General features: G+C 47.1%; 21 protein-coding genes. 13 read left to right on the top strand and 8 right to left on the bottom strand.

Features of this window, described 5'->3' with window-relative positions:
- Positions 1-12 precede the first annotated feature (12 nt).
- The 4 genes from HMPREF9431_RS06475 to HMPREF9431_RS13235 all read left to right on the top strand — a co-directional run bounded on the left by HMPREF9431_RS06475 (position 13) and on the right by HMPREF9431_RS13235 (position 3,407).
- The gene (locus HMPREF9431_RS06475; RefSeq protein ID WP_155812962.1) at positions 13-1,446 is read left to right on the top strand and encodes a RagB/SusD family nutrient uptake outer membrane protein; all 1,434 of its coding nucleotides are present in this window, start codon (positions 13-15) and stop codon (positions 1,444-1,446) included.
- 12 nt (positions 1,447-1,458) lie between these two features.
- Positions 1,459-1,659: a hypothetical protein gene (locus HMPREF9431_RS06470; protein WP_004380390.1), complete on the top strand. Its 201-nt coding sequence runs from the start codon at positions 1,459-1,461 to the stop codon at positions 1,657-1,659.
- A 14-nt stretch (positions 1,660-1,673) separates the two neighbouring features.
- The gene (locus tag HMPREF9431_RS06465) at positions 1,674-2,927 is read left to right on the top strand and encodes a hypothetical protein (protein WP_004380389.1); all 1,254 of its coding nucleotides are present in this window, start codon (positions 1,674-1,676) and stop codon (positions 2,925-2,927) included.
- Positions 2,928-3,266: 339 nt separating this feature from the next.
- Entirely contained in the window at positions 3,267-3,407 is a 141-nt protein-coding gene (locus HMPREF9431_RS13235; protein WP_231287732.1) for a hypothetical protein, read from the top strand.
- 16 nt (positions 3,408-3,423) lie between these two features.
- Here the strand turns inward: HMPREF9431_RS13235 and HMPREF9431_RS12360 are convergent, their stop codons facing one another.
- The 4 genes from HMPREF9431_RS12360 to HMPREF9431_RS06445 form a co-directional block, all read right to left on the bottom strand.
- Positions 3,424-3,954 carry a hypothetical protein gene (locus tag HMPREF9431_RS12360; protein ID WP_004380388.1) on the bottom strand — a complete coding sequence of 177 codons (531 nt, stop codon included), beginning with the start codon at positions 3,952-3,954 and terminating at the stop codon, positions 3,424-3,426.
- Positions 3,955-3,999: 45 nt separating this feature from the next.
- Positions 4,000-5,067 carry a Gfo/Idh/MocA family protein gene (locus tag HMPREF9431_RS06455; RefSeq protein WP_004380387.1) on the bottom strand — a complete coding sequence of 356 codons (1,068 nt, stop codon included), beginning with the start codon at positions 5,065-5,067 and terminating at the stop codon, positions 4,000-4,002.
- A gap of 5 nt (positions 5,068-5,072) precedes the next feature.
- Positions 5,073-6,140 carry a radical SAM protein gene (locus HMPREF9431_RS06450; protein WP_004380386.1) on the bottom strand — a complete coding sequence of 356 codons (1,068 nt, stop codon included), beginning with the start codon at positions 6,138-6,140 and terminating at the stop codon, positions 5,073-5,075.
- A 94-nt stretch (positions 6,141-6,234) separates the two neighbouring features.
- Positions 6,235-7,929, bottom strand: a complete 1,695-nt coding sequence (locus HMPREF9431_RS06445) for a sigma-70 family RNA polymerase sigma factor (RefSeq protein WP_004380385.1) — start codon at positions 7,927-7,929, stop codon at positions 6,235-6,237.
- Between the two features lie 564 nt (positions 7,930-8,493).
- Between HMPREF9431_RS06445 and HMPREF9431_RS06440 the strand changes: the two genes are divergently transcribed.
- Both HMPREF9431_RS06440 and HMPREF9431_RS06435 read left to right on the top strand, forming a co-directional pair.
- Positions 8,494-9,087, top strand: a complete 594-nt coding sequence (locus HMPREF9431_RS06440; RefSeq protein WP_004380384.1) for a TetR/AcrR family transcriptional regulator — start codon at positions 8,494-8,496, stop codon at positions 9,085-9,087.
- Positions 9,084-10,112, top strand: coding sequence for an Acg family FMN-binding oxidoreductase (locus HMPREF9431_RS06435; RefSeq protein ID WP_004380383.1), 1,029 nt, complete (start codon positions 9,084-9,086; stop codon positions 10,110-10,112). The genes HMPREF9431_RS06440 and HMPREF9431_RS06435 overlap by 4 nt, the downstream gene beginning before the upstream one ends.
- Before the next feature lie 133 nt (positions 10,113-10,245).
- Here HMPREF9431_RS06435 and HMPREF9431_RS06430 read toward each other — a convergent pair whose 3' ends face one another.
- Positions 10,246-11,769, bottom strand: a complete 1,524-nt coding sequence (locus HMPREF9431_RS06430) for a hypothetical protein (protein ID WP_004380382.1) — start codon at positions 11,767-11,769, stop codon at positions 10,246-10,248.
- A 533-nt stretch (positions 11,770-12,302) separates the two neighbouring features.
- Here HMPREF9431_RS06430 and HMPREF9431_RS06425 point away from each other — a divergent pair.
- From HMPREF9431_RS06425 to HMPREF9431_RS06395, 7 genes are all read left to right on the top strand, one after another.
- Positions 12,303-12,524, top strand: coding sequence for a DUF2795 domain-containing protein (locus tag HMPREF9431_RS06425; RefSeq protein ID WP_004380381.1), 222 nt, complete (start codon positions 12,303-12,305; stop codon positions 12,522-12,524).
- Positions 12,525-12,921: 397 nt separating this feature from the next.
- Positions 12,922-13,833, top strand: coding sequence for a PorP/SprF family type IX secretion system membrane protein (locus HMPREF9431_RS06420; RefSeq protein WP_004380380.1), 912 nt, complete (start codon positions 12,922-12,924; stop codon positions 13,831-13,833).
- 5 nt (positions 13,834-13,838) lie between these two features.
- Complete coding sequence (gene porK, locus HMPREF9431_RS06415) at positions 13,839-15,287, top strand: T9SS ring complex lipoprotein PorK/GldK (RefSeq protein ID WP_004380379.1); 1,449 nt, start codon at positions 13,839-13,841, stop codon at positions 15,285-15,287.
- Positions 15,284-16,024 (top strand): type IX secretion system motor protein PorL/GldL, encoded by a 741-nt coding sequence (gene porL / locus HMPREF9431_RS06410; protein ID WP_004380378.1) that lies wholly within the window; start codon positions 15,284-15,286, stop codon positions 16,022-16,024. Before porK ends, porL begins: the two co-directional genes overlap by 4 nt.
- A complete protein-coding gene (gene porM, locus HMPREF9431_RS06405) occupies positions 16,024-17,580 on the top strand; it encodes a type IX secretion system motor protein PorM/GldM (RefSeq protein WP_004380377.1) in 1,557 nt (518 codons plus the stop codon). The genes porL and porM overlap by 1 nt, the downstream gene beginning before the upstream one ends.
- Position 17,581: 1 nt before the next feature.
- The gene (gene porN / locus HMPREF9431_RS06400; RefSeq protein ID WP_004380376.1) at positions 17,582-18,628 is read left to right on the top strand and encodes a type IX secretion system ring subunit PorN/GldN; all 1,047 of its coding nucleotides are present in this window, start codon (positions 17,582-17,584) and stop codon (positions 18,626-18,628) included.
- A 45-nt stretch (positions 18,629-18,673) separates the two neighbouring features.
- The gene (locus HMPREF9431_RS06395) at positions 18,674-19,303 is read left to right on the top strand and encodes an outer membrane beta-barrel protein (protein WP_004380375.1); all 630 of its coding nucleotides are present in this window, start codon (positions 18,674-18,676) and stop codon (positions 19,301-19,303) included.
- Between the two features lie 89 nt (positions 19,304-19,392).
- Here HMPREF9431_RS06395 and HMPREF9431_RS13500 read toward each other — a convergent pair whose 3' ends face one another.
- Genes HMPREF9431_RS13500 through HMPREF9431_RS06380 form a run of 3 tightly spaced genes read right to left on the bottom strand, consistent with a single transcriptional unit; the run spans position 19,393 to position 21,090 of the window.
- Positions 19,393-19,668, bottom strand: a complete 276-nt coding sequence (locus HMPREF9431_RS13500; RefSeq protein ID WP_040560953.1) for a hypothetical protein — start codon at positions 19,666-19,668, stop codon at positions 19,393-19,395.
- A gap of 44 nt (positions 19,669-19,712) precedes the next feature.
- Complete coding sequence (locus HMPREF9431_RS06385; RefSeq protein WP_004380374.1) at positions 19,713-19,898, bottom strand: hypothetical protein; 186 nt, start codon at positions 19,896-19,898, stop codon at positions 19,713-19,715.
- 10 nt (positions 19,899-19,908) lie between these two features.
- Entirely contained in the window at positions 19,909-21,090 is a 1,182-nt protein-coding gene (locus HMPREF9431_RS06380; RefSeq protein ID WP_004380373.1) for a phosphoribosylaminoimidazolecarboxamide formyltransferase, read from the bottom strand.
- Positions 21,091-21,126: the final 36 nt, after the last annotated feature.

Below are 21,126 nucleotides of genomic sequence, written 5' to 3'. Positions count from 1 at the left end.
TATAAAATCAGAATGAATATGTTTGTTTTCAATCATAAAAAAGGCTTGTCTGTCCTCGTATCAGGTCTGCTCACGTTGTGCATGTTGTGTACGTCGTGTGGCGATTTCTTAGATATCAAGCCCTATGGGAGAACTGTTCCCAAAACAACCGAAGAATATCAAGCGCTCGTAACCGAGATGTTGACAGCAATCGATGGCACCAACACGGGCGAAACCGGGGCGGGCGCTCTTTTCTTCAACAACGAAATGGTTAGGAGTTTCGAAACCTATGGCGACAATATGGAGACCAGTCTCACGAGTCCCTCTTCCAATATGGCTTACTATGTGGGCAACTTGCTTGGCACAAATGAAGCTTCTGTCTATTATGAGCGTTTTTATCGTGTCATCAGTCGTTGCAACATCATCTTAGATAACTATGAGACAGGACGTGACACCGAGAACGGACAGCAGCTGATTGGCGCTTGTTATGCGCTGCGTGGATTAGCCTATTATCAGTTGCTCCGCATGTACTGTGAACCCGTTGGAGCTGCTGCCAAACCATTGGGGGTACCTATCGTGACGGGTTTCGATATGGAAGCAAAGCCCAATCGCAGTTCGTATGAAGAAACATTCAAACAGGTCGAAAGCGATTTCAAGACGGCTATGAGCAAGAACATCAAGAACGATGTCTATTTGTTCACGCCCGAAATAGTGAAGGGATTGCTGGCACGACTTTATTTTTGGACGGGCCATTTCGCCGAGGCCAAACAATATGCCGACCAACTCGTTGCCGCTCATCCGCTGCTCAGCGGCGAAGACTACAAGAAGATGGAAGAGGCTGTCGACGGCTTGGCGGGCAATATGTTGCTGCGTTGCGATCGCTCGCCCGTTTCAGACCATGCTTTCAGCCATCTCAATCCCTATTTTATGGCGCGCCCCTTGTGCGCACGTTTTGTGAAACTCTTTGCCGAAAAAGACAAAGACATTCGCTACACGCTCTATTTCAACAAACGACGTCTGAACAACAAGCGCTTTTTCTCGGGACTTCGCACCGCAGAGTTCTATCTCATTTCGATGGAGAGTGCCTATCATCTTGGCAATCGAACCGAAGCCTTGCGTATGTTGAACGAATTTCGTGCTCATCGAATCAGTCCCTACACCGCCTACACCATGGGCACACTGCCGCCTGTTGATGCCGACGAAAACATCAAAGTGGACTGCACGGGCACCGCTCTCACGACGCTGATGCAGGCTATTCTTAACGAGCGCCGCAAGGAACTCTACTTAGAAGGCGACCGATTTTTCGAACTGAAGCGCAACGGTCGACCGGAATTTTGGGCCACAAGCAACGGATTGAAATACACCACCGAGAAGTTTATGTACACTTTTCCGCTGCCACCGGCCGATTTACAAGTAAACCCCGGGCTCGTACAGAACCCTGGTTACACCGAAGTTTTATATAATTAAACAACAACAGCAATGAAAAAAATATTGATCCTCTTCCTCGTGGCACAAGCTCTTGTAGCCATCACTGCTTGCCAACACACCGACGATGTTCCGCCTATGCGCGACAAATATGGCACAACCTACAAGATGCCCGAGCCCAAAACGCTCTCGCAAGAAGAACGCAACGAGCTTGACAGCATTGCCAACGAATATAATAAAAGCATGAATCAATAGGGAGGAACTGCAATATGAAACGATTTCTTTATTTCCTGTTCGTCCTGTCGGCATTGTTCACGGCAGCCTGTTCTGACGAGCAAGTCGAAGTACCCAGCATGCGTTTCGAGCGGCGCATCTATTCGCTCACGTCATCACCCGTTGAAGTAAAACTCTTCGTGGCGCAGAAATCGGCTGAGGCCAAGGTGTTGCCGGTGGTCTTTGAAGGCACGGCCGTGCGCGGACAAGACTACAAAGTGTCGGCCGACAAGTTTGTCGTGGGTGGCAACAGTGAAGTGCTCACCATCACCATCACGCCGCTGCGTAGCGTGACCACAGCGAAAACCGTCGTCATACGCTTAGCCGATGATGCCTCAGTCACGACCATTCTCGACATGTCGCCGCGGCCCAAACTGCTCTATTCCTTCCTCACCGCGTCCGAACAGGTGGGCGCATCGGCCGAGGTGGCATTAGACTTGTTTTCCACGGAGACAGGAAAATACTATAATGTTGAAGAGAAAACGCCGGTCGAACTTGAGGTCGATCCCAGTTCAACAGCAGTTGAAGGGCGCGATTTCGAGCTCGTCAATTCTACCGATACCATTCGCGTTGGAAGTCACACGGCTAAATTTTCTATCAAGATTTTGCAGCGCGATGCCCACCGCAACCTCATCGTGCTCCGTCCAAAGCTCTCCGAAGCCGACCATTTCTATCAAGGTCGTTACCCCGTTCATCAGCTCAATATTATCACAAGCTATGCCTACGAAGTGGAAGGTGAGTGGGTGATGAACAAATTTGAGTATGGCAAGAAAGCGTTTATCGAAACTTGGGGAAGCTCAATGCAGGACAGTGAGTATGAAAACATCCCCGACGGTTCGCCCAACGATAGCTATACTTTCACGCGAATTGCCCCGGGGAAATATCAGCTCACCACCTCGTTGGAGTCCTATTGCAAACACTATTTCCAACCCACCGCCGTGGGAAGGTTTGATGGTGAATATACCCTTCGCGTCGGAATAGGTCGCAAAACGAAGGTGCAAATCATGAAGGTCGACAATGTCAACCGCTATTTCAGTGCCACCCAACAAAGCACCGACCGCGAGGGTTGGGTGGGGTTGCGCAACTATGTAGACCCCGATACGAAGGAGTTGCTGTTAGACGTTTATCTGTTTGACTATGAGCCGAAAGACTTCCTACCCTCGTTCACCGATTATATGTTTAATTCCAAGAAACCTGTGCTGACGGTTAGCGGCACTTATCTGCGCTTCACGCTGAAAAGGAAGCATTAAGCTCGGGCTTCTTTCAAAGAGCAGCCGTTCCACACATCGTGGAACGGCTGTTTTCATGTTGCCCTATGCACCCGTATAGCGCCAAAGGAGAGGCCGCAAAGTATGCCGCCGTCCAAACCTCTTTTGCTGACATGATTGCAGGAGCGTCAGCAAAGTCGACGCGTTTGGCACTATGCAAGCGATGTATAGTCGCAAACTTGACGCGTTTGGCACTATGCAAGCAAAGTATAGTCGCAAACTTGACGCGTTTGGCACTATGCAAGTGATGTATAGTCGCAAACTTGATGCGTTTGGCACTATGCAGCAAAGTATAGTCGCAAACTTGACGCGTTTGGGACTATGCAAGCAAAATATAGTCGCAAACTTGACACGTTTGGCACTATGCAAGCGATGTATAGTCGCAAACTTGACGCGTTTGGCACTATGCAAGCGATGTATAGTCGCAAACTTGACGCGTTTGATGGATGCCGCAATGTATAGTGGTCCACGAGCCACTTTAATTCTCTGGCAAGCTTACTTCTGGATTGAATTTTACAGAGATAGTCTTATTCTGAACAATGTTTATCAGTCCATTGTATGCGATATTAGAAGCATCATATTTCATATTCGGTTTGGCATAATATACTTTCAGCTGATAACTGTCTGCTGTCAATGTGCTCATCTTAAAACGAACATCGTATTTGCAAATGCAATCGGCAAGCGCGTCAAGGACATTGTGGTACACGACAAGGGTAATCTGATGATCCTGATGAGCGATGTTTACATAAATATTTCTTATGGCGCAGTTGCCTTTCACATCTTCTATCATACATTGGGCTATGCCGTCTTTGCCCAACGCTATGCTTAATGTTGTGGGCACAATATTGTTTTTTGCATAGAAGTCGGGACGTGTCTCTGTTGGAGAAAGAGTTAACTTGCAAGTGGAATTTGCCACATCGTAAACGCTTAATGTCTCAATAGCGATATGCTCTGATGAACATGCTGACAGTGCAATGATGCACAGCAGGCTATAAAATATATTTTTCATCATTAAATGAATTTAGAATGTTATGATTTATATAAACGTGATATTCTATGATTTCTTGCTGGTGTAGTTATGTATTTCTGTCATTAACGAATAAACGTGACTGACACTTTCCAAGCCCAAAGCGTGATTGCCCTCATGATAGTTTTCAACCCTATCGGCAAAAGTCTTGATTTCAGAGAAGAACCCTTGTGAAACTATTTGGTTGTTCGCCATTGTTGGGACAAAGTTGTTTCTTCCGTAGAGACAAATCGTCGCCACATTGTTTGGAAAGACTTTCTCCAACGGAATTCCTAATACTGCAGAGCGTCTCGGAGTAAAATCAAGTTGCTCCATTTTTTCCAATACATACAGTCCCTTGTCCGTACTGATGCTCAACTGTTCCTGTGCATCTTGCCAAGAGTAATCTGTTGAGAGTTCCAACATGCCTGTTATCTCTTGGTGTTCTAATATAAGGAATAAGGTCTGTCCACCATCTCTACTGCGAATAACATCCAAACTCTTTATCTTAGCCTCTCCAAAAAGGAATGTTACATAGTCAAGAGGATGAATGAACAGGTCAAACAAAATATCTCCTTCAGGGTATAATCCTGTCAGATAGCGATAATGGTAATGCCGTATGGTTTCGCCTTTCAATCGCTTTTTTAGGATTTGAGTAGCAGGGGCAAAGCGTCTTTGTAGTCCTACGATGATAAGTTTTGCGCCATATAGCTTAATCGTATCTGTCAAGGTTTTCAATTCCCTTTCATTCTCACAGGGAGGTTTCTCTATGAACAAGGACTTGCCTGCTTTGATAACTTCGCTTGCAATCTGGAAATGTGAATGCGGATGAGCTGTCACGAAGACTCCCGCGATTGTGTCATCAAGCAGGATATCCTGCAAAGAAGTTGTACCTTTGACTCCCCGGTACTTTTGCGAAATCAGCTCGGCTTTCTTCTCCGAGGTACAACAAATGTATTTCAGTGGCAACTGAAGATGCTGTATGACGGGCAACAAGTTGTTTGCACAATGATTGCCAAAACCAACAAGAGCATACTGCTGTGTGTAGGTGTGGCGCAGTTCTCTCATGCTGCGTATGCGCTTGTATCTGTCTATGATGTTATCTAAATATTCCATTTTAGCTATGCTGTTATTCGTTTGAAATGTTTCTTATAGGTGGTTTGCCTGTTGCTGGTCCATTGATATTTCCCATAAAACAGCTCTATCAGCCGTTTGGGCATTATTCTTTCTAAATTTCTCAACAGGATAATATCGTATTTACGATGATAGTTAATCCAACATTGATTACACGCTTTGGAGTGCTGACACTGCACTTCGCAGGTCTTTTTTGAGTTGAATATCTCGTCAAGCGTGTTCTCATGGATATTGCCTAATATCACATCTAAGTTTTGACACAAGGGGACATCGCCATTGGAATGGACGACCAATTCGCTAAAGATGCTATGACAGCGCAGCTTCAGTCGGTTGTTCTTCCACTCGTCATACAGGGCAACAAAGTCAAAGTTCGCTTCCGTTTGATGTATGGAAGAGGGTATCCGACGGATAAAATCAGTATCGTTGGCTTCCATCAAATCTTTGGTTGTGTCAAAGAATGACATCGTGCTGTAAATGCCAATACGCACATCGATGTTGTATTGTTGGGCACAATCTATGACGTGCCTCATATCTTCAAACGAGTTCCATGGCGAAAGGCAGAACATCAGTGAGGTAGGCACAAGGCCTTTGCATGCTTCTATAACTTCAATAACCTTGCCATATCCATCTCTTCCACGCATATAGCGATAGGTTTCTCTATTGCCATCGAGTGATAGGTATAGGTGTTTGGGGTGATGAGCCTTTACGAAAGAAATTACCTTGTCTGCAGCAAGGCAGTTGGACAGCAGCGTATAGTTGGGATGATTAGTGTCAAACCATCCTAATATCTTGTCTGCTTCGGGATGGAGAATAAACTCGCCTCCTTCCAAACCGACCACCGTGCGTTTCGTTACACATTTGCTGTTCATTATTTTGATGATGTCCTCTAAGCTGAGATTTTCTATCGGTTTCTTCCAAATGGCGCAGTGCTTGCAACGTGACTGACAGCTTGTTGTAGAATAGATCATCAGGGATGTCAGTTCCTTGTGCTGTCTGCGTATGACATTATTGACAAATACAATTCCATGGTGGATGTAGTCATAAATACTGTACATTCTTTCTTTTGAGTTTTGTCTTTTATTGTTAAGAGCAGAAAACTACTGAAAGACTGCACTGTATTCATGACTTTTTATTCCCCATCTTCTCCATTTACCAAGTAAGCCGCAATCCGAATGGCACCGTTATGATGAACGGATGCTCTGTGCGGTAAGTTTCAAGTCTGCCGCTATTTCTGAAGTAGTAGAACATGTTGGGTTCCAAATACAGACTGAAAGGCTTGAATAGCTTGTATTGTACACCGATACCTAAGTTCATAGACCACTGATAACATGGTTTGATGTCGCCCTTTAACGTGTACGACGAATCAGACGTTATGATATACTTCTTATCAAGTGAACTGTGAACTGGTATCTCGAATGTCACTCCACCAGTCGTATAGGCATTGAATCGTCCCTTGCTCCATATGCGATAGGTCAATCGCAATGGTATGCCCACATAATCGATCTTCTGGGTCTTCAACAAGGTTGCACCATGAAACTCACTCTCAAAATCAGACTTCATTCTTGTGTAAGTCAATCCTGTGCCAAAAGTCCAATGAGAACTTAGTTGCTTGTTGAGCGACAAACTAAAGGTTTTGGGGCGGTAGTGGTGCGCCTTCTCACCTAAGGAAGCGTTGCCGTCTGTTGCATTATTCAGTGCTATCCATGACATTTTTGCCCTCTCGACAGAATCCATCAGTGCACTGTTCCGAACTAAATAATTTACATAATCATTCCATGTATATAATTTGGCCGCAGCCCCACCGTTAGCGTAATCTACTACTGATAGGTAGTTCAAATTGGACAGGGCTCCATTTGCTCCGGCATTAGATGAATAACCCAAATTGAATGTCCACGGATACTTCTTCTTATTGCAGACATTGAAGTTCTTTCTTTCATTCAATGCTATCATCTTATCTTGTGGTGGCTGTGGAATGCAGTATAAAGAATCGTCAGTCCCGATGACTATAGCCAAATGTTTTTGCAGAGAGTCCACATTGAATGGCGGTTTTCGTTGTTCTGTTTCAGCACTGTCTGTTGATACTTGCGAAGTAATATTTCCTTCAGGAATAATCACACCGGCAGAGCCTCTTCCATCATTACCGGCAGTACTTGGCGCGGTAGAATATCTTGATTCCTCTTTCTTCAGCGTTCCTAATCCTTTTTGAATGCGTTTCAATTGATTCTTATGAGTGCTTATGGCAGTAGGTTTATTGTCGGAAGTCCCATCTGTTCTGTCTCTCATGATGAAATAGATATAAACCGGTATCAGGATTGGAAGCAGGAAGAGCACCCCATAGTTAATCAGGATTGCACGCAATGTCTTTTTTGCTCTGGACAACTGAGAGGAGGAACTGTGTGGATTGATGCCGAGCAATTCTCCTATCTCCTTATGTGAAAGACCATCCAAAACAGAGAGCTTGAACACTTCACGATTTCCCTCTGGCAAGGATTCTATTGTTGACAACAATCGTTCTAATGCAATATTGCTCTGCTCCTCTCTCATTTCTTCTTGGATTTCTATATCCAAACACGACAAGGGTATGGTTTCTTTTACTGTGCTTTGGAGATACTTTAAGGATAGATTTTTTACGATTGTTATCATCCAATTTTCCAATTTTGCTTCATCCTTCAAATCTCGGATAGACATGAAGATAATGATAAATGCATCGTGCAAAATATCTTGAGCTGAATGATCATCCTTTACATAATGCCGACATACGCCTAAAAGTCTGTTGGCGTATGTCGTATAGAGTTCTCCGAGGGCTTCCTTATCCCCGTTTTTACAAGCATCAATCTGTATCATATATTCTGATATAGGGAATATCCTTTTTGATTAAGGGAGTCTGTTTGCTCGAAAAGACTGCACATGTTTTTATTGATTTTCTTTATTTTAACTTCTCATAACGGTGAGAGTAGTTTACAGAATGCCCTACTTTGTTCCAGGAAATCACCTTACAAAGGTACGAATATAATGGCAGACCGTATGTTTTATCGGAGGATTATCAATAGAAGTAGTGTGCAGTTTTCAACCCAAATCAATCGTTAAAACCTGTATATATTCCCATATAGCAGAATATCCATCACATTCCTTCTTTATATTTCGGATGTATCGCCGAGTGGGTTATATGTCAATAGATCTCACGTTTGTTAAGCATCGCCATGGGGTGATAGCAAGAAAAGACATCAACGATAGCATTCCTACGCGCGCTTTAAAGGGTGATATAGCTTTTTGTCATACGGATATTCTACATCTCTGTTCTGTTAAATAACATAAAAAAGGAGTGTGCTTTAAGTGAATCTTTATGATGTTACCTATAAGTAACTTAACTTTGCAGTTACTATTTGGTAACATAAGTGCAAAAATAGGATGAAAAATAGGGAACAAACAGAAGAAAAGATACTCGAAGCTGTTGGGAGTATCATTGAGAACCAAGGATTTGAAAAAGTTGGTATCAATGCCATTACTACGGAAGCGGGTGTTTCAAAGATGCTTATTTATAGGTATTTCGGTGGGGTTGAAGAGTTAATCGCACAGTATTTAATCCAAAAAGACTATTGGGCTAACACTGATGCGGCTATCATCAATCCGGAAGCTGTGGGCGATAGTATTAAAAGTATGTTTCGTCGACAGGTCGAACAACTCCGAAATGACATAACGTTAAGGCGGTTGTATCGGTGGGAACTGTCCACGAATAATCAGAATATCCGGCAACTTAGGAATCGGCGGGAAGAGAATGGATGCCGACTAATCAAGATGGTAAGTGCATTGACAGGCTGTCCGGATGCACAAGTAGCCGCTTTGGCCAGCATACTCTCGGCCTCAATCAGTTATTTAGCATTGCTGGAAGACCAGTGTCAGAGCTATAATGGCATTTGCCTACAGACAGATGAGGGATGGAATCAGCTGATGCAAGGTATCGAAATGATCATTGATTTATGGATAAAGCATATTCGGAAATGAAAAAATGGATGTTTATATTATTGATTTTGATGAGTATGATGAATGATGTAACAGCACAGAACGCAGATGATCTGTTTATGATTGAGAATGCTACCAAGGCTCCGTCAGGGCATAACACGCAACCTTGGTTGTTTAAAATGAAAGACGCTGAGATTGATATCTATCCGAACTTCTCAGAAGAACTGCCTGTTGTAGACCCCATTCACCGTGAGTTATTCGTCAGTTTGGGGTGTGCTACGGAAAACCTTTGTATCGCTGCGCAGCAGAAAGGATATCAAACAGAAGTGCGAATTACGAATGATTCGGTTATTCGGGTTCTGCTTACAAAGGATGAAAAGGCGCCATGTAGTTCCTTTCTGTTTCCTCAGATTGCCCTCAGACAGACGAATAGAAGCGTTTATAATGGGGAGGATATTCCGGAGGACAGCATCTCTTTGCTTAAAAACGTGGCGAAGGAACCCTTTGTTGGAGTGTATTTTTATAAGAAGGGAACAGCCGATTACACAAAAATAGCCAATATGGTTTATGCAGGAAATCGCTTGCAAATGAAAAATGAGGCCTTCAAAACGGAGCTGAAAAAGTGGATGCGCTATAATAAGCCCCATCAGGATAAGACACGAGACGGCTTGAGTTATGCTGTATTCGGGGCACCAAATGTTCCGCTCTTTATAGCCAAATGGGCTATGTCGAACGCTATCAACGAGAAAACGCAGAATAAAAGTGATCGGAAAAAAATCGCTTCTTCCTCCCATTTCGTTCTGTTCACCACAAAAGATGACACCATTGAGCAGTGGATAGAACTAGGCAGAACCCTGGAACGAGTGCTTCTGCGCACTACGGAAATGGGCATTTCACATGCTTACCTCAATCAACCCAATGAGGAAAAACAGCTTGCAAAAGAAATGACACAGCAGCTTCAAATCCCCCATGAATATCCAACGATTCTTATAAGGTTGGGTTATGGAAAGCGAATGCCTTATTCGTTGAGGCGTGACTATAGGACATGTGTGCTGCCAAAAGAATAAAACTGTGCAACGCCATTCTCTCCCTATCAGTAATAAATAAGTCATAAAAGCCGTTTCCCCAGCCTACCAAATGTTCATGATGGCAAAATAAAGAACACCAGGAGCTTTTTAGACTGGCAGAGGTCTATGGTGCTTAATTTTGAAGTAAAAACGAAATCTCTGCTTTTGATTTCCTGTCTAAGCGGAAACCTTGCTCTTTTAAATAGGCGAAAAAGTCTTTGAGTGAAAGGGAACGATGAGGGGTTCCCGTTGTATAATGATAGATAGCCGTTGCAAAGGCATCTTCATTCACATGGCTATGGATAGCTAATTGGTGTAGTAGGTAGGGCAGAAGCTGGTAATAAACCCAAGCCGTATTGTCTGATTCTTTACCGTTCTTTGTTCCAACACAAACATCTTTGGTGCCTTGTATACTGCGTCTTGCCTTTTTAAGCATGGCTGAATTGATTGGCTTTCCATAAATCATCCTATGCGCAAACCAGTCTTTATGCACAATATGCCTGCCGTAAAGATATTTGGCTAAGTATTCAACAAATGACTCAAAAAAGAAGTTTCTCTCTTGAGCGGTTAGCCCTTTCGATAGCTCTTCTTGATTATCGAGGACAAAATGTAGCAGTTCGTGTAGGAGCGTTTCATGGTAAAACATGGCGTTATCCATAACGATTGCACTGTCTAAGGTTACAGAAAACTCGTAAGCTAAGGTGTCAAGATGTTGTTTTTCTCCCATTGTAGCCCTATAATTGAGTCCTGTTTTGGCAATCGTGAGATGCACATTCTTCTCGTCAGGAAAGGCTGCGATGCGGTCGATGGCTGCTAATGCGCGATAGATAACGCTATCAGCCGGCGGCGTATAGGGGGCAGAAGAGGCAACATCCTTCAACGGTTTGTCACCTTTATGAGGTGAAATCTGATGATGTAATTGTGCAGCTAACGTATTCTTTTCCTCGAGAAGCGAAATGCGAAAACGCTTATATTGAATCGTCTTATGGTCGTATAGGGGCTTATAGAAGAAGAATAGCGAGGGATACTGCCCATGAGGTGGAACCGTGATGCTATCTGTGGTGTATAAATCCACTTCTCCTTTGTCACTCAAAAGATAGAAGAGCGACGGATTTACATGAAAGATGTAGGTTGTACTGTCTGCTCGTTGTGCATTGGTTGGGAATAAAGATTCCCAAGCTTCATATTGGATATAGGAGAAAGAGGGCACGTCGTTCTCGTCGCAGTATGCACCAGCTCTGGCCGAAAAGGCGTTGTATGACAAAACAAAACGTTCATTTTTCTTATCCATCTTTTGGTGTTCTTGCAGGTTAAGGGGAGATTTATTCCAGTTGAAGAGGTTTAAATCTTTCCACCGCTGCGTCCCATATTGCAGCATGACCGGTTGAAATTGCCAAAGGATGTCACTAAAAGGAGTGGGTTTTTGAAACTGATACTGTTGGAGTTCTGCAGGTGTAGTCCCTTGTGGAAATATCACCTTAACGCCTAATTGGATATAAGGTGACATCGACCAACCTTTAGGTAGGGAGTCGGTCAAAACAGAATAATCAGAGAAAAACGGGGAGATAACCACACGTTGTTGTGCCAACGAGGCTAAGGGTATCATGCCTAACGTTACGAAGAGGGGGCGTAAAAAGGCCAAAAATCGTTGTTTCATTGTTGTGATGGTTTGAATAAGATGCGAATAGGGGTATAGAAAAGGCTTCGTCAAGGTTGTATACTATCCAAGGTTGTGGGCAGTCTTTCCTTTTGCTTCCCTATTGAAATATTTTAAAATGAATGGCACAAACTTATCTTTTTATTTTTCGATAGCAAAGAAATGGGTGAGGAAATCTCTTTCTTGCAACAATATTTAACGTCTTGGCTTGATGAGAAAGGGAACTATTGGCGAGTAAATCGGCATGTTGGAGTATATACTTTTTAGCACAATATCGTAGCGAATAGTTGGTAAGCGACTCGTAGCAGTCGACTTTCTTGGCTTAATCTTCCATGAGATATCGTAGGGAATAGTTGGTAAGCGACTTGTAGCATGATTCTTCGTGCCGCACCTTTATTTTAGGATTTACAAAAGAACTTTGCGCAACAAAATTGCTAAGGAAAAGAAAAAATAAGTACTTTTTCTTGCCAATACAAGATAAATGATTATTTTTGCACCCAAAAATTGTAACAACTAATAAAAATCGAAATCCTATGTATTGGACACTTGAATTAGCTTCAAAGTTAGAAGATGCACCATGGCCTGCAACAAAGGACGAATTAATAGATTATGCCATTCGCTCGGGTGCTCCGCTTGAAGTGTTGGAGAATTTGCAGGAGATAGAAGATGAGGGCGATATTTATGAGAGTATTGAAGATATTTGGCCGGATTATCCTTCGAAGGACGATTTCCTTTGGAACGATGACGAGTATTAGTCTTGCTTTCATCGGCCGGTGATGAGGAATAGAAGCAACAGAGGTCGCACACTGAGGGCGGCCTTTGTCTGTTCTTATCCTCATGGGTTATGCCAACTCTTGTACGGAGGAAAGGTTATGAATAACAGCACTTGTATGGTTGCTTGTTAGCTGTTGTAACGCAGGAGGTTAGCTGGTCGCTGCTCAAGGGGAAACAAAAGTGGGCGTGATTGCACCATAATCTGTGCGAGATGACGCCATAAAATGCGCTACATTGTCACACAAAACCATTGCTTTTAAAACGGAACTTGGTGCCAATGGTACGGCCCGTGACGAGGAATGGCTTTTTAAGAGGACAATAAAAGCACGGAAAAAACGTTATAAACAAGTGAGGCTTCAGCTTAAAATCATAGTGGTTATGGTGGCTTGGACATGTGAAATGCCCCTGAAGGCGCAACTCAACGAGGCGCCTATCCATTACTTCGACTTGCAGTCTGTGGTCAACCCTGCGGCTGTTGGCGCAGATAAGTGGATGCATCTGCGTGCCGAGGGGACTTTGAGTTTTGCCGGAGCGCAGCGCCATCCGCGCACCTTCTATGTGGCTGCTGATGCCCCTTTACCGCTGTCCCGCCAGCAACATGGTGTGGGGTTGCAATGGATGCGTCACCAGTTGGACCTTTCCACGCAGCAACAGGTGGTGTTGCAATATGCTTATCGCTTTCCGTTGGGAAAGGGGGCGCTGGCCGCAGGCGCACAGATAGGCTTGCTGACCGAAACGTTTGATGGCGAAAAGCTCGACCCCAGTCAACCCCATAACCCCGCCTGGCCCACATCAAAAGCGACAGAACATGCAATGACGATGGGTGTTGGTGTGTGTTATGTGCAGCCATTGTGGTTTGCAGGATTTGCGGTTCATGCGCTCAATGCGCCCACGTTGCAGCTTACCCCCGCCTATGCGGTGACCCATAAGCCCCTTTATTCGTTGGTGGGTGGCTATGATATGCGCTTTCGTAACCCCCATTTGACGCTTAAAATGTCGGCGCTCTTGCAGGCCACACAAAAGAAATTTCGCGCCGATGTCACCGCACGCATGGTTTATCAACGTGACAAAAAACAGGTTTATGGCGGCCTGACCTACAGTCCTACACATGCCGTTACCGCCCTCGTTGGGGGCACTTTCCATGGTGTGGTGTTGGGCTATCATTACGAATATTACACCTCGAGCAGCAATTTGCGCGAAGGGCGGCATGGCTGTTTTGTGGGCTATCAAATCGAATTTAACGTGGGCTCGCAGCGCAGAGGCCGCCATCAGAGCATCAGAATATTATAAAGGATATGAATTATAAAACGATACGAACAGGGTGTTTGCTTTTCATCGCAATGGCTTTCATGGGCTGTTTCGGCGGCAGGTCGATGTCGTTGGCAGGCCGCGGCGGCGAAGTCGTGGGCGTGGGCGGCGGCAAACCCTTTTCAGAACCTGCACCTTATGGCATGGTGAAGGTGGATAGAGGTTTCCTCCACATGGGACTTGCGCAACAAGACTCGTTGTGGGGCAGCAACACTCCGGTGAAGGATATTTCGGTAGATGGCTTTTGGATGGACGAAACCGAGGTGACTAACGCCAAATATAAGCAGTTTGTGATGTGGGTGCGCGACAGCATTTTGCGCACGCGTTTGGCCGATCCTGCCTACGGAGGTGACGAGAGTTATCTGATAACCGAGGACAAAGACGGCAACGCTATTGCGCCACAAATCAACTGGAAGAAGCCGCTTCCACGTCATCCTAACGAAGAGGAGCAGCGGGCATTTGAAAGTCTTTATGTCACTAATCCCGTGACGGGCGAGAAACTTTTGGACTGGCGGCAGATGAATTATCGTTATGAAATCTATGATTACACGGCGGCGGCGTTGCGCAAAAACCGCATGAATCCCGCCGAACGCCAGTTTAACACCGATGTGAAGCCAGCCGATGAGGTGGTGATGATTTCAAAAGATACGGCCTATATCGATGACAATGGGCAGATTGTGCAGCAGACCATCGACCGCCCTCGCACAGGGCCTTGGGACTTTTTGAACACCTACATCGTCAACATTTATCCCGACACCACATGCTGGGTGAACGATTTTAAGCATGCCGACAACGAGATGTATCTGCGCAATTACTTCAGCAATCCCGCCTATAACGACTATCCTGTGGTGGGCGTCACGTGGGAACAGGCCAACGCTTTCTGTGCCTGGCGCACGGCTTATCTGCTGAAAGGTTTGGGTTCGGAGGCGCGTTATGTGCAGCGTTACCGCCTGCCTACCGAGGCCGAGTGGGAATATGCGGCGCGAGGAAAGCAGGGAAATGAATTTCCTTGGGAGAATAAAGAGATGAAAAATGGGCGAGGTTGTTTCTATGCCAACTTTAAACCCGACCGCGGAAACTACACCGAAGATGGCAATCTCATCACAAGCAAGGTGGGCATCTATGGTGCCAACTCCAACGGATTGTTTGATATGGCAGGCAATGTGGCCGAGTGGACGAGCACCGTTTACACCGAGTCGGGGGTTGAAGGCATGGACGATTTGAACCCACAGTTGGCCTATCAGGCTGCAAAGGAAGACCCTTACGCGTTGAAGAGGAAGAGTGTGCGCGGCGGATCGTGGAAAGATCCCGAGAGTTTCATTCGTTCGGCGTGGCGCAGTTGGGAATATCAAAACCGGCCACGTTGCTACATTGGATTCCGCTGTGTGCGCAGTTTGGCCCATACCCCCAGTAGTAATCAAACGAAAAAGCGATGACAAAATATAGCAAAATCAATGTGGTCTATCGGCTGCAAAAGTGGATGGACAGTGTGGCAGGACAGACTTTTCTGAACTATGCCTACAGTTGGGGCGCGGCGATTGTGGTGCTTGGTGCGCTGTTTAAACTCATTCATCTGCCGGGAGCCGATGTGATGCTCATCTTAGGTATGGGTACCGAGGTGGTGGTGTTCTTCCTTTCGGCCTTCGATCGGCCTTTCGATAAGACCACCGATGGCATGGAACTCACCACGCATGCCAATCAAGCGAAACAGAAAGAAGTTGCTGCCGCGGCAAAGTCTGGTGTTGCAACAGCCTCGGCTGCTCAGTCGGCTATGGAGAAGACGCACGGCGTTGGAATGCAAACTCCTTTGTCTTCGGCTATCGTGCCACCCGCAGCGGCACCCGAAGGGATGGCCGAGGCACAACAACAATATGTGGAGGCGTTGCAGCAGCTCACGCTATTATATAAAAAGGTGGGCGAGCAAAGCCAGCGTTTGACACAGGACAGTGAAGAAATGACCAATCTCAACCGCACACTTACGGGCATCACTAAGGTGTATGAAATGCAGTTGAAGAGTGCCAGTCAGCAGATGGGCACCATCGACGACATTCAGATGCAAACGAAGTTGCTGGCACAACACATCGAACAGTTGAATGGCATCTATGCCCGCATGATAGAGGCGATGACCACTAACATGCGCGCTGCCGCATCACAACCCACACAAACCCCATAATGGCTATTCGCAAACGGCTCATCTCACCACGCCAAAAGATGATCAACCTCATGTATATCGTCTTGCTGGCAATGTTGGCACTCAACGTCTCTACCGAGGTGTTGGACGGCTTCTCGTTGGTGGATGCGGGATTAAGGCGCACCACAGCCAATGCTTCGCGTGAGAATGTGGCGCTCTATCACGACTTTGCCGCAGCCTTAAGTCAGCAGCCCGAAAAGGTGAAAGCATGGTTTGCACAAGCCAAACAAGTGAAAGAGGCCAGCGACTCGCTCTACAACTTGCTGCAAGATTTGAAGGTGGCTTTGGTGCAACAGGCCGATGGTCACGATGGCGATGTGACGGCTATTCGCCATAAAGACAATGTAGAAGCGGCCAACATCGTGATGCTTGCGCCGGGCACAGGTCGCGGAAACGAACTTTTCAACGCTATCAATCAATATCGAAACCAGTTGCTCACGATGGTCGATGATGCCCAACAACGCAGCATCATCAGCAGCAATTTGGCTACAACGGTGCCACAGCAGGCACGCCGGCAAGGCAAGAACTGGCAGGAATATTGTTTTGAAAACATGCCTGTAGCAGCTGCTGTCACGCAGCTTTCGAAGCTGCAAAGCGACGTGCGCTACGCGGAAGGCGAGGTGTTGCATACGTTGGTGGCAAATATCGATGTGCACGATGTGCGGGTGAATCAGCTGAAAGCCTGTGTCATTTCCGAGAAAACCACCCTCTATCCCGGCGAATCATTCAAGGCTTCTATCGTGATGGCGGCGGTTGACACGACGCAGCGACCGCAGATTGTCGTGGGTGGTCGACCGCTCACCACGCCCAATGGGCAATATGCTTTCACGGTATCGGGTCTTGGTGAGCACGCTTTCTCGGGTTATATTGTCGTGCGCAATCGCCAAGGTAAGTGGCTTCGCCGCCCGTTTACGCAAACCTATCGTGTGGTTCCTGCGCCTCATACAGCGACCGTAGCCGCCGACATGATGAATGTGTTGTATGCCGGTTATCCCAATCCCGTGAGTGTCAGTGTGCCCGGCGTGCCGACCAATGCGGTGCAAGTGATGGCAACGGGAGGCAGATTGCAGGCGAAGGGCAACGGCCATTATGTGCTGACGCCGTATGCTGTGGGGCAGCCGGTGACCATTTCCGTGCGGGCGATGGACCACGGACAGCAGCGATTGTTGCCCACAACGACCTTCCAAGTGCGCAAATTGCCCGACCCAACGGCCTATCTCGGCCTTGGAACCAATCGGTTTAAGGGTGGCAGTCTGCCCAAAGGTGCGCTCCTTTCGGCCACACGTGTGCAGGCAGCCATTGACGATGGCCTTTTGGACATTCCCTTCCGGGTGTTGGGTTTTGAAACCGTTTTCTTCGATGCCTTGGGCAATGCCGTGCCCATCGCGTCGGCAGGAGCCGATTTTTCCGACCGTCAGCGTGAGACCTTCCGAGGCCTTTCGCGCAACCGTCGTTTTTATATAACCCATGTTCGTGCGGTTGGGCCCGATGGAGTGGTGCGCACATTGCAGGGTGCTTTAGAAATTATAGTGAAGTAAGATGAATAGAAAGAAATACTTGTTGTTGGCCTTGTTGCTGACGATGGTCACCGCAGGGGGAGCACAACCGCCGGCAAGGCGGGCTGAGGCTGCTGCGAAAGTGCAGAAAACGAATGCCAACAACCTCACGTTGCGGGCAAAATTGACGTTCCCAACGGCCAATCCGGTGAGTGAAGATGTGGTGTGGCGGCGCGATGTTTATCGTGAGCTTCGATTGGATGATGCCGCCAATGTGGGGCTGGCTTATCCGGTGGTGCCTACGGATGGCAACATGAACCTCTTCACCTTGCTCTTTAAACTCATGATGGCGGGGCCGGCACGTGGCGGTGTGAACGTGTATCAATATCGGTTGGATGGGCAGGAACGCTTTGCCGATGATGCGCGCATCAAACCACTTACGTTCCTCGACGACCACCACATTTTTTACGAAAAGACCGACAAGGGCGTGCATATCGACAACAGCGACATCCCTTCGGCCGAGGTGAAACGCTATTATATCAAGGAGAGTGCCTATTATGACCAAACCACTGCTTCGTTTCATCGTAAGGTGGTGGCGCTGTGTCCCATCTTAGAACGCGACGATGATTTCGGCCATGGCACGACGAGCTATCCCTTGTTTTGGGTGCGCTATGATGATGTTGCGCCGGCCTTGGCGAAACAGCGGGTGAGGACGAGCGCGCTCAATCAGGCCGAGACGATGAGTTTAGCCGACTTTTTCACGCTTCATCTCTATCGTGGAAAGATTTACAAGACCGACAATTTGTTGGGACAAACGCGCCCATCGCTGGGCAACGACAGCACTTTGACGCAGGAGCAGCGCCGCATAGAGCAGGAGATTGCGACCTTTGAATCGCGGATTTGGGGTGACCCAGCGCGCAAGGATTCGGTGGATAGCACCGCGGCACAGCAGCAAGGAACGGCAAAAGCGAGTCGCAAACGTGAGGAGCGCAAGCCCGCTGCGACGCCCAAAAGATTGCGTCGTGGCGCGAGTCAAAAGGCAGCGGGTAGCACACCGGCACGCGTTTCGGTGCGCCGGGAACGGCATTAAATGAATACTCAACTTTTAATCACAACATATAAAAAGTATTAGCTTATGAAGAAAATGATTTTATGGGCATTGTTGGCGTTCGGAATGAGCACCGGCATGCAGGCACAAACCGATGTTTCTTTTGGATTTAAAGGCGGTTTGAACGTAACGAAATTCTGGCTTAAGAACCGCGTGTTGAAGAAAGAAAACCAAGAAGGTTTTTTCTTTGGTCCCACATTGCGCGTGGCATCGCCCGTCACCGGATGGGGATTTGATGTGTCGGCGCTTTATGACCGGCGGCAAGCCAAGCTCTATGACGATAGCGATGGCATCACCTTGCAGCAACAACAGGTGGCTATTCCGCTGAATTTGCGCTATGAGATAGGATTGGCTGATGCAGCCGCTTTCTTTCTTTTTGCGGGGCCACAGATTGGTCTTAACATCGGTGACAAGAGTAAAAGTTTTTACGATAACGCCGCCAACTGGCGTTTAAAAACGTCGGCTTTCAGCGTGAACATGGGCTTTGGCGTGATGTTGCTGAAGCATTTCCAGGTGCATGCCAACTACAATGTGGCGTGTGGCACAACGGGAGAGGTCACGTTTAATTCGGCTGCCAACCGTGTGTTTAACGATGTTTCGGGCAAGAAAAAGGGACGTGCCAATGCATGGCAGGTGGGCATGGTCTATTATTTCTAAGGCAAACCACCGTTGTTGCGCTTGTGCAACAGACGAGAAATGATGAAAACGGGTGTTCAGCAGGTGCGGAACACTCGTTTTTAAGAAAATTACTTGTTCGGCAGGTGCGGAACATTTGTTTTTGATAAAAACGCTTGTTCGGCAGGTGCCGAACGTTTGTTTTTGATGAAAATGTTTGTTCGGCAGGTGCCGAACGTCTGTTTTTGATAAAAATGATTGTTCGGCGGTGGACGAACGCTTGTTTTTAATAAAAATGCTTGTTCGGCGGTGGACGAACGCTTGTTCTTAATAAAAATGCTTGTTCGTCCGTGGACGAACAACGAAAAACGATAAAAATGGCCGTTCGCCCGTGGACGAACAGCCAAAATATGAAGAAAAAAGCACGTCGTCCGCGGACGACGTGTTGGGGTTATCGGTGGCGTTTGGCACGCTGCTCCCGGTATTTTGCCTTTTGTTTGGCGCTGCCAGAGCCGTGTGCGCCCGTGATATATTTTTTCTTTTTGGCTTTGGTTTTCACCTTATTGTTGCCCGATTGCGCTTTGGGTGCTGCGCGAAATACCAAGCCCGTCTCGATGATTTCGTCAATATCGCTCATGAAAGGTGGCTTAATGGTGGAACAATCTCGCGTGGGTGAAGGCCATGGCGATGCCATATTTGTCGCAGGTCTCAATGACATTGTCGTCGCGGATGGAGCCTCCTGCCTGCGCAATGTATTGCACACCGCTCTTGTGGGCACGCTCAATGTTGTCGCCAAAGGGGAAGAAGGCATCGCTGCCGAGCGCCACATTCGTGTTTTGTGCAATCCAGTTGCGCCTCTCTTCGTGGGTTAAAATGGCAGGCTTCTCGGTGAAGAACTGTTGCCAAACGCCGTCGCGCAACACGTCATCATGGTCGTCGCTGATGTAAACATCTATAGTGTTGTCGCGGTCGGCACGGCGAATTCCCTCCTTAAACGGTAGGTTCATCACCTTTGGACATTGTCTGAGCCACCAGGTGTCGGCCTTTGAACCCGCTAACCGGGTGCAGTGGATGCGACTCTGTTGGCCTGCTCCGATGCCGATAGCCTGCCCGTCTTTTGCATAGCAAACCGAGTTGCTCTGCGTATATTTTAAGGTAATGAGTGCAATGATGAGGTCGCGTTTCGCCTCGGGTGTGAAGGTTTTGTTGCGCGTAGGCACATCGGCAAAGAGTGCGTCGTCGGTCAGATGAACCTCGTTGCGGCCTTGTTCGAACGTGATGCCGAATACCTGTTTGTGCTCAATGGGCGCCGGAACATAGGTGGGGTCGATTTGAATGACGTTGTAAGTGCCTTTGCGTTTTTCCCGCAACACGGCCAAAGCCTCGGGCGTGTAGGACGGTGCAATCACGCCATCGCTCACTTCGCGCTTCAAGAGCAGTGCCGTTTGCAGGTCGCACGTGGTGCTCAAGGCCACGAAATCGCCATACGAACACATGCGATCGGCACCGCGTGCACGTGCATAAGCGCTGGCAATGGGGGAGAGGGGCTCGTCGAAGTCGTCGACAAAATAAATCTTCTTGAGCGTGTCGGTGAGCGGCAAACCGATGGCAGCACCGGCAGGTGAGACGTGTTTAAAGCTGGCTGCGGCAGGCCATCCCGTGGCATCTTGCAATTCTTTCACCAACTGCCACGCATTGAGCGCATCTAAAAAGTTGATGTAGCCGGGGTGGCCGTTGAGCACTTCAAGGGGGAGTTGGCCTTCTTCCATGAATATTTTCGAAGGCTTTTGGTTGGGGTTGCACCCATACTTTAACGTTAATTCTTTCATTGGGGGGCTTATTTTTTGTTTTTGCAAAGTTAATAA

The sequence above is a fragment of the Segatella oulorum F0390 genome (genome assembly GCF_000224615.1).
GTDB lineage: Bacteria > Bacteroidota > Bacteroidia > Bacteroidales > Bacteroidaceae > Prevotella > Prevotella oulorum.
Note: the sequence above shows the minus strand (reverse complement) of the source record. Positions and strands in the feature narration are given on the sequence as shown.

Excerpts from the sequence above, each read along its gene's own strand:
- HMPREF9431_RS12360 (WP_004380388.1), bottom strand. The coding sequence starts at position 3,954 with ATGAAAAATATATTTTATAGCCTGCTGTGCATCATTGCACTGTCAGCA.
- HMPREF9431_RS06425 (WP_004380381.1), top strand. The coding sequence starts at position 12,303 with ATGTATTGGACACTTGAATTAGCTTCAAAGTTAGAAGATGCACCATGG.
- porM (WP_004380377.1), top strand. The coding sequence starts at position 16,024 with ATGGCTATTCGCAAACGGCTCATCTCACCACGCCAAAAGATGATCAAC.
- HMPREF9431_RS06470 (WP_004380390.1), top strand. The coding sequence starts at position 1,459 with ATGAAAAAAATATTGATCCTCTTCCTCGTGGCACAAGCTCTTGTAGCC.
- HMPREF9431_RS06455 (WP_004380387.1), bottom strand. The coding sequence starts at position 5,067 with ATGGAATATTTAGATAACATCATAGACAGATACAAGCGCATACGCAGC.
- HMPREF9431_RS06380 (WP_004380373.1), bottom strand. The coding sequence starts at position 21,090 with ATGAAAGAATTAACGTTAAAGTATGGGTGCAACCCCAACCAAAAGCCT.
- HMPREF9431_RS06475 (WP_155812962.1), top strand. The coding sequence starts at position 13 with ATGAATATGTTTGTTTTCAATCATAAAAAAGGCTTGTCTGTCCTCGTA.
- HMPREF9431_RS06450 (WP_004380386.1), bottom strand. The coding sequence starts at position 6,140 with ATGTACAGTATTTATGACTACATCCACCATGGAATTGTATTTGTCAAT.
- HMPREF9431_RS06445 (WP_004380385.1), bottom strand. The coding sequence starts at position 7,929 with ATGATACAGATTGATGCTTGTAAAAACGGGGATAAGGAAGCCCTCGGA.
- porN (WP_004380376.1), top strand. The coding sequence starts at position 17,582 with ATGAATAGAAAGAAATACTTGTTGTTGGCCTTGTTGCTGACGATGGTC.
- HMPREF9431_RS13235 (WP_231287732.1), top strand. The coding sequence starts at position 3,267 with ATGCAAGCAAAATATAGTCGCAAACTTGACACGTTTGGCACTATGCAA.
- porK (WP_004380379.1), top strand. The coding sequence starts at position 13,839 with ATGAATTATAAAACGATACGAACAGGGTGTTTGCTTTTCATCGCAATG.
- HMPREF9431_RS06420 (WP_004380380.1), top strand. The coding sequence starts at position 12,922 with ATGGTGGCTTGGACATGTGAAATGCCCCTGAAGGCGCAACTCAACGAG.
- HMPREF9431_RS06395 (WP_004380375.1), top strand. The coding sequence starts at position 18,674 with ATGAAGAAAATGATTTTATGGGCATTGTTGGCGTTCGGAATGAGCACC.
- HMPREF9431_RS06440 (WP_004380384.1), top strand. The coding sequence starts at position 8,494 with ATGAAAAATAGGGAACAAACAGAAGAAAAGATACTCGAAGCTGTTGGG.
- HMPREF9431_RS06435 (WP_004380383.1), top strand. The coding sequence starts at position 9,084 with ATGAAAAAATGGATGTTTATATTATTGATTTTGATGAGTATGATGAAT.
- HMPREF9431_RS06430 (WP_004380382.1), bottom strand. The coding sequence starts at position 11,769 with ATGAAACAACGATTTTTGGCCTTTTTACGCCCCCTCTTCGTAACGTTA.
- porL (WP_004380378.1), top strand. The coding sequence starts at position 15,284 with ATGACAAAATATAGCAAAATCAATGTGGTCTATCGGCTGCAAAAGTGG.
- HMPREF9431_RS06385 (WP_004380374.1), bottom strand. The coding sequence starts at position 19,898 with ATGAGCGATATTGACGAAATCATCGAGACGGGCTTGGTATTTCGCGCA.
- HMPREF9431_RS06465 (WP_004380389.1), top strand. The coding sequence starts at position 1,674 with ATGAAACGATTTCTTTATTTCCTGTTCGTCCTGTCGGCATTGTTCACG.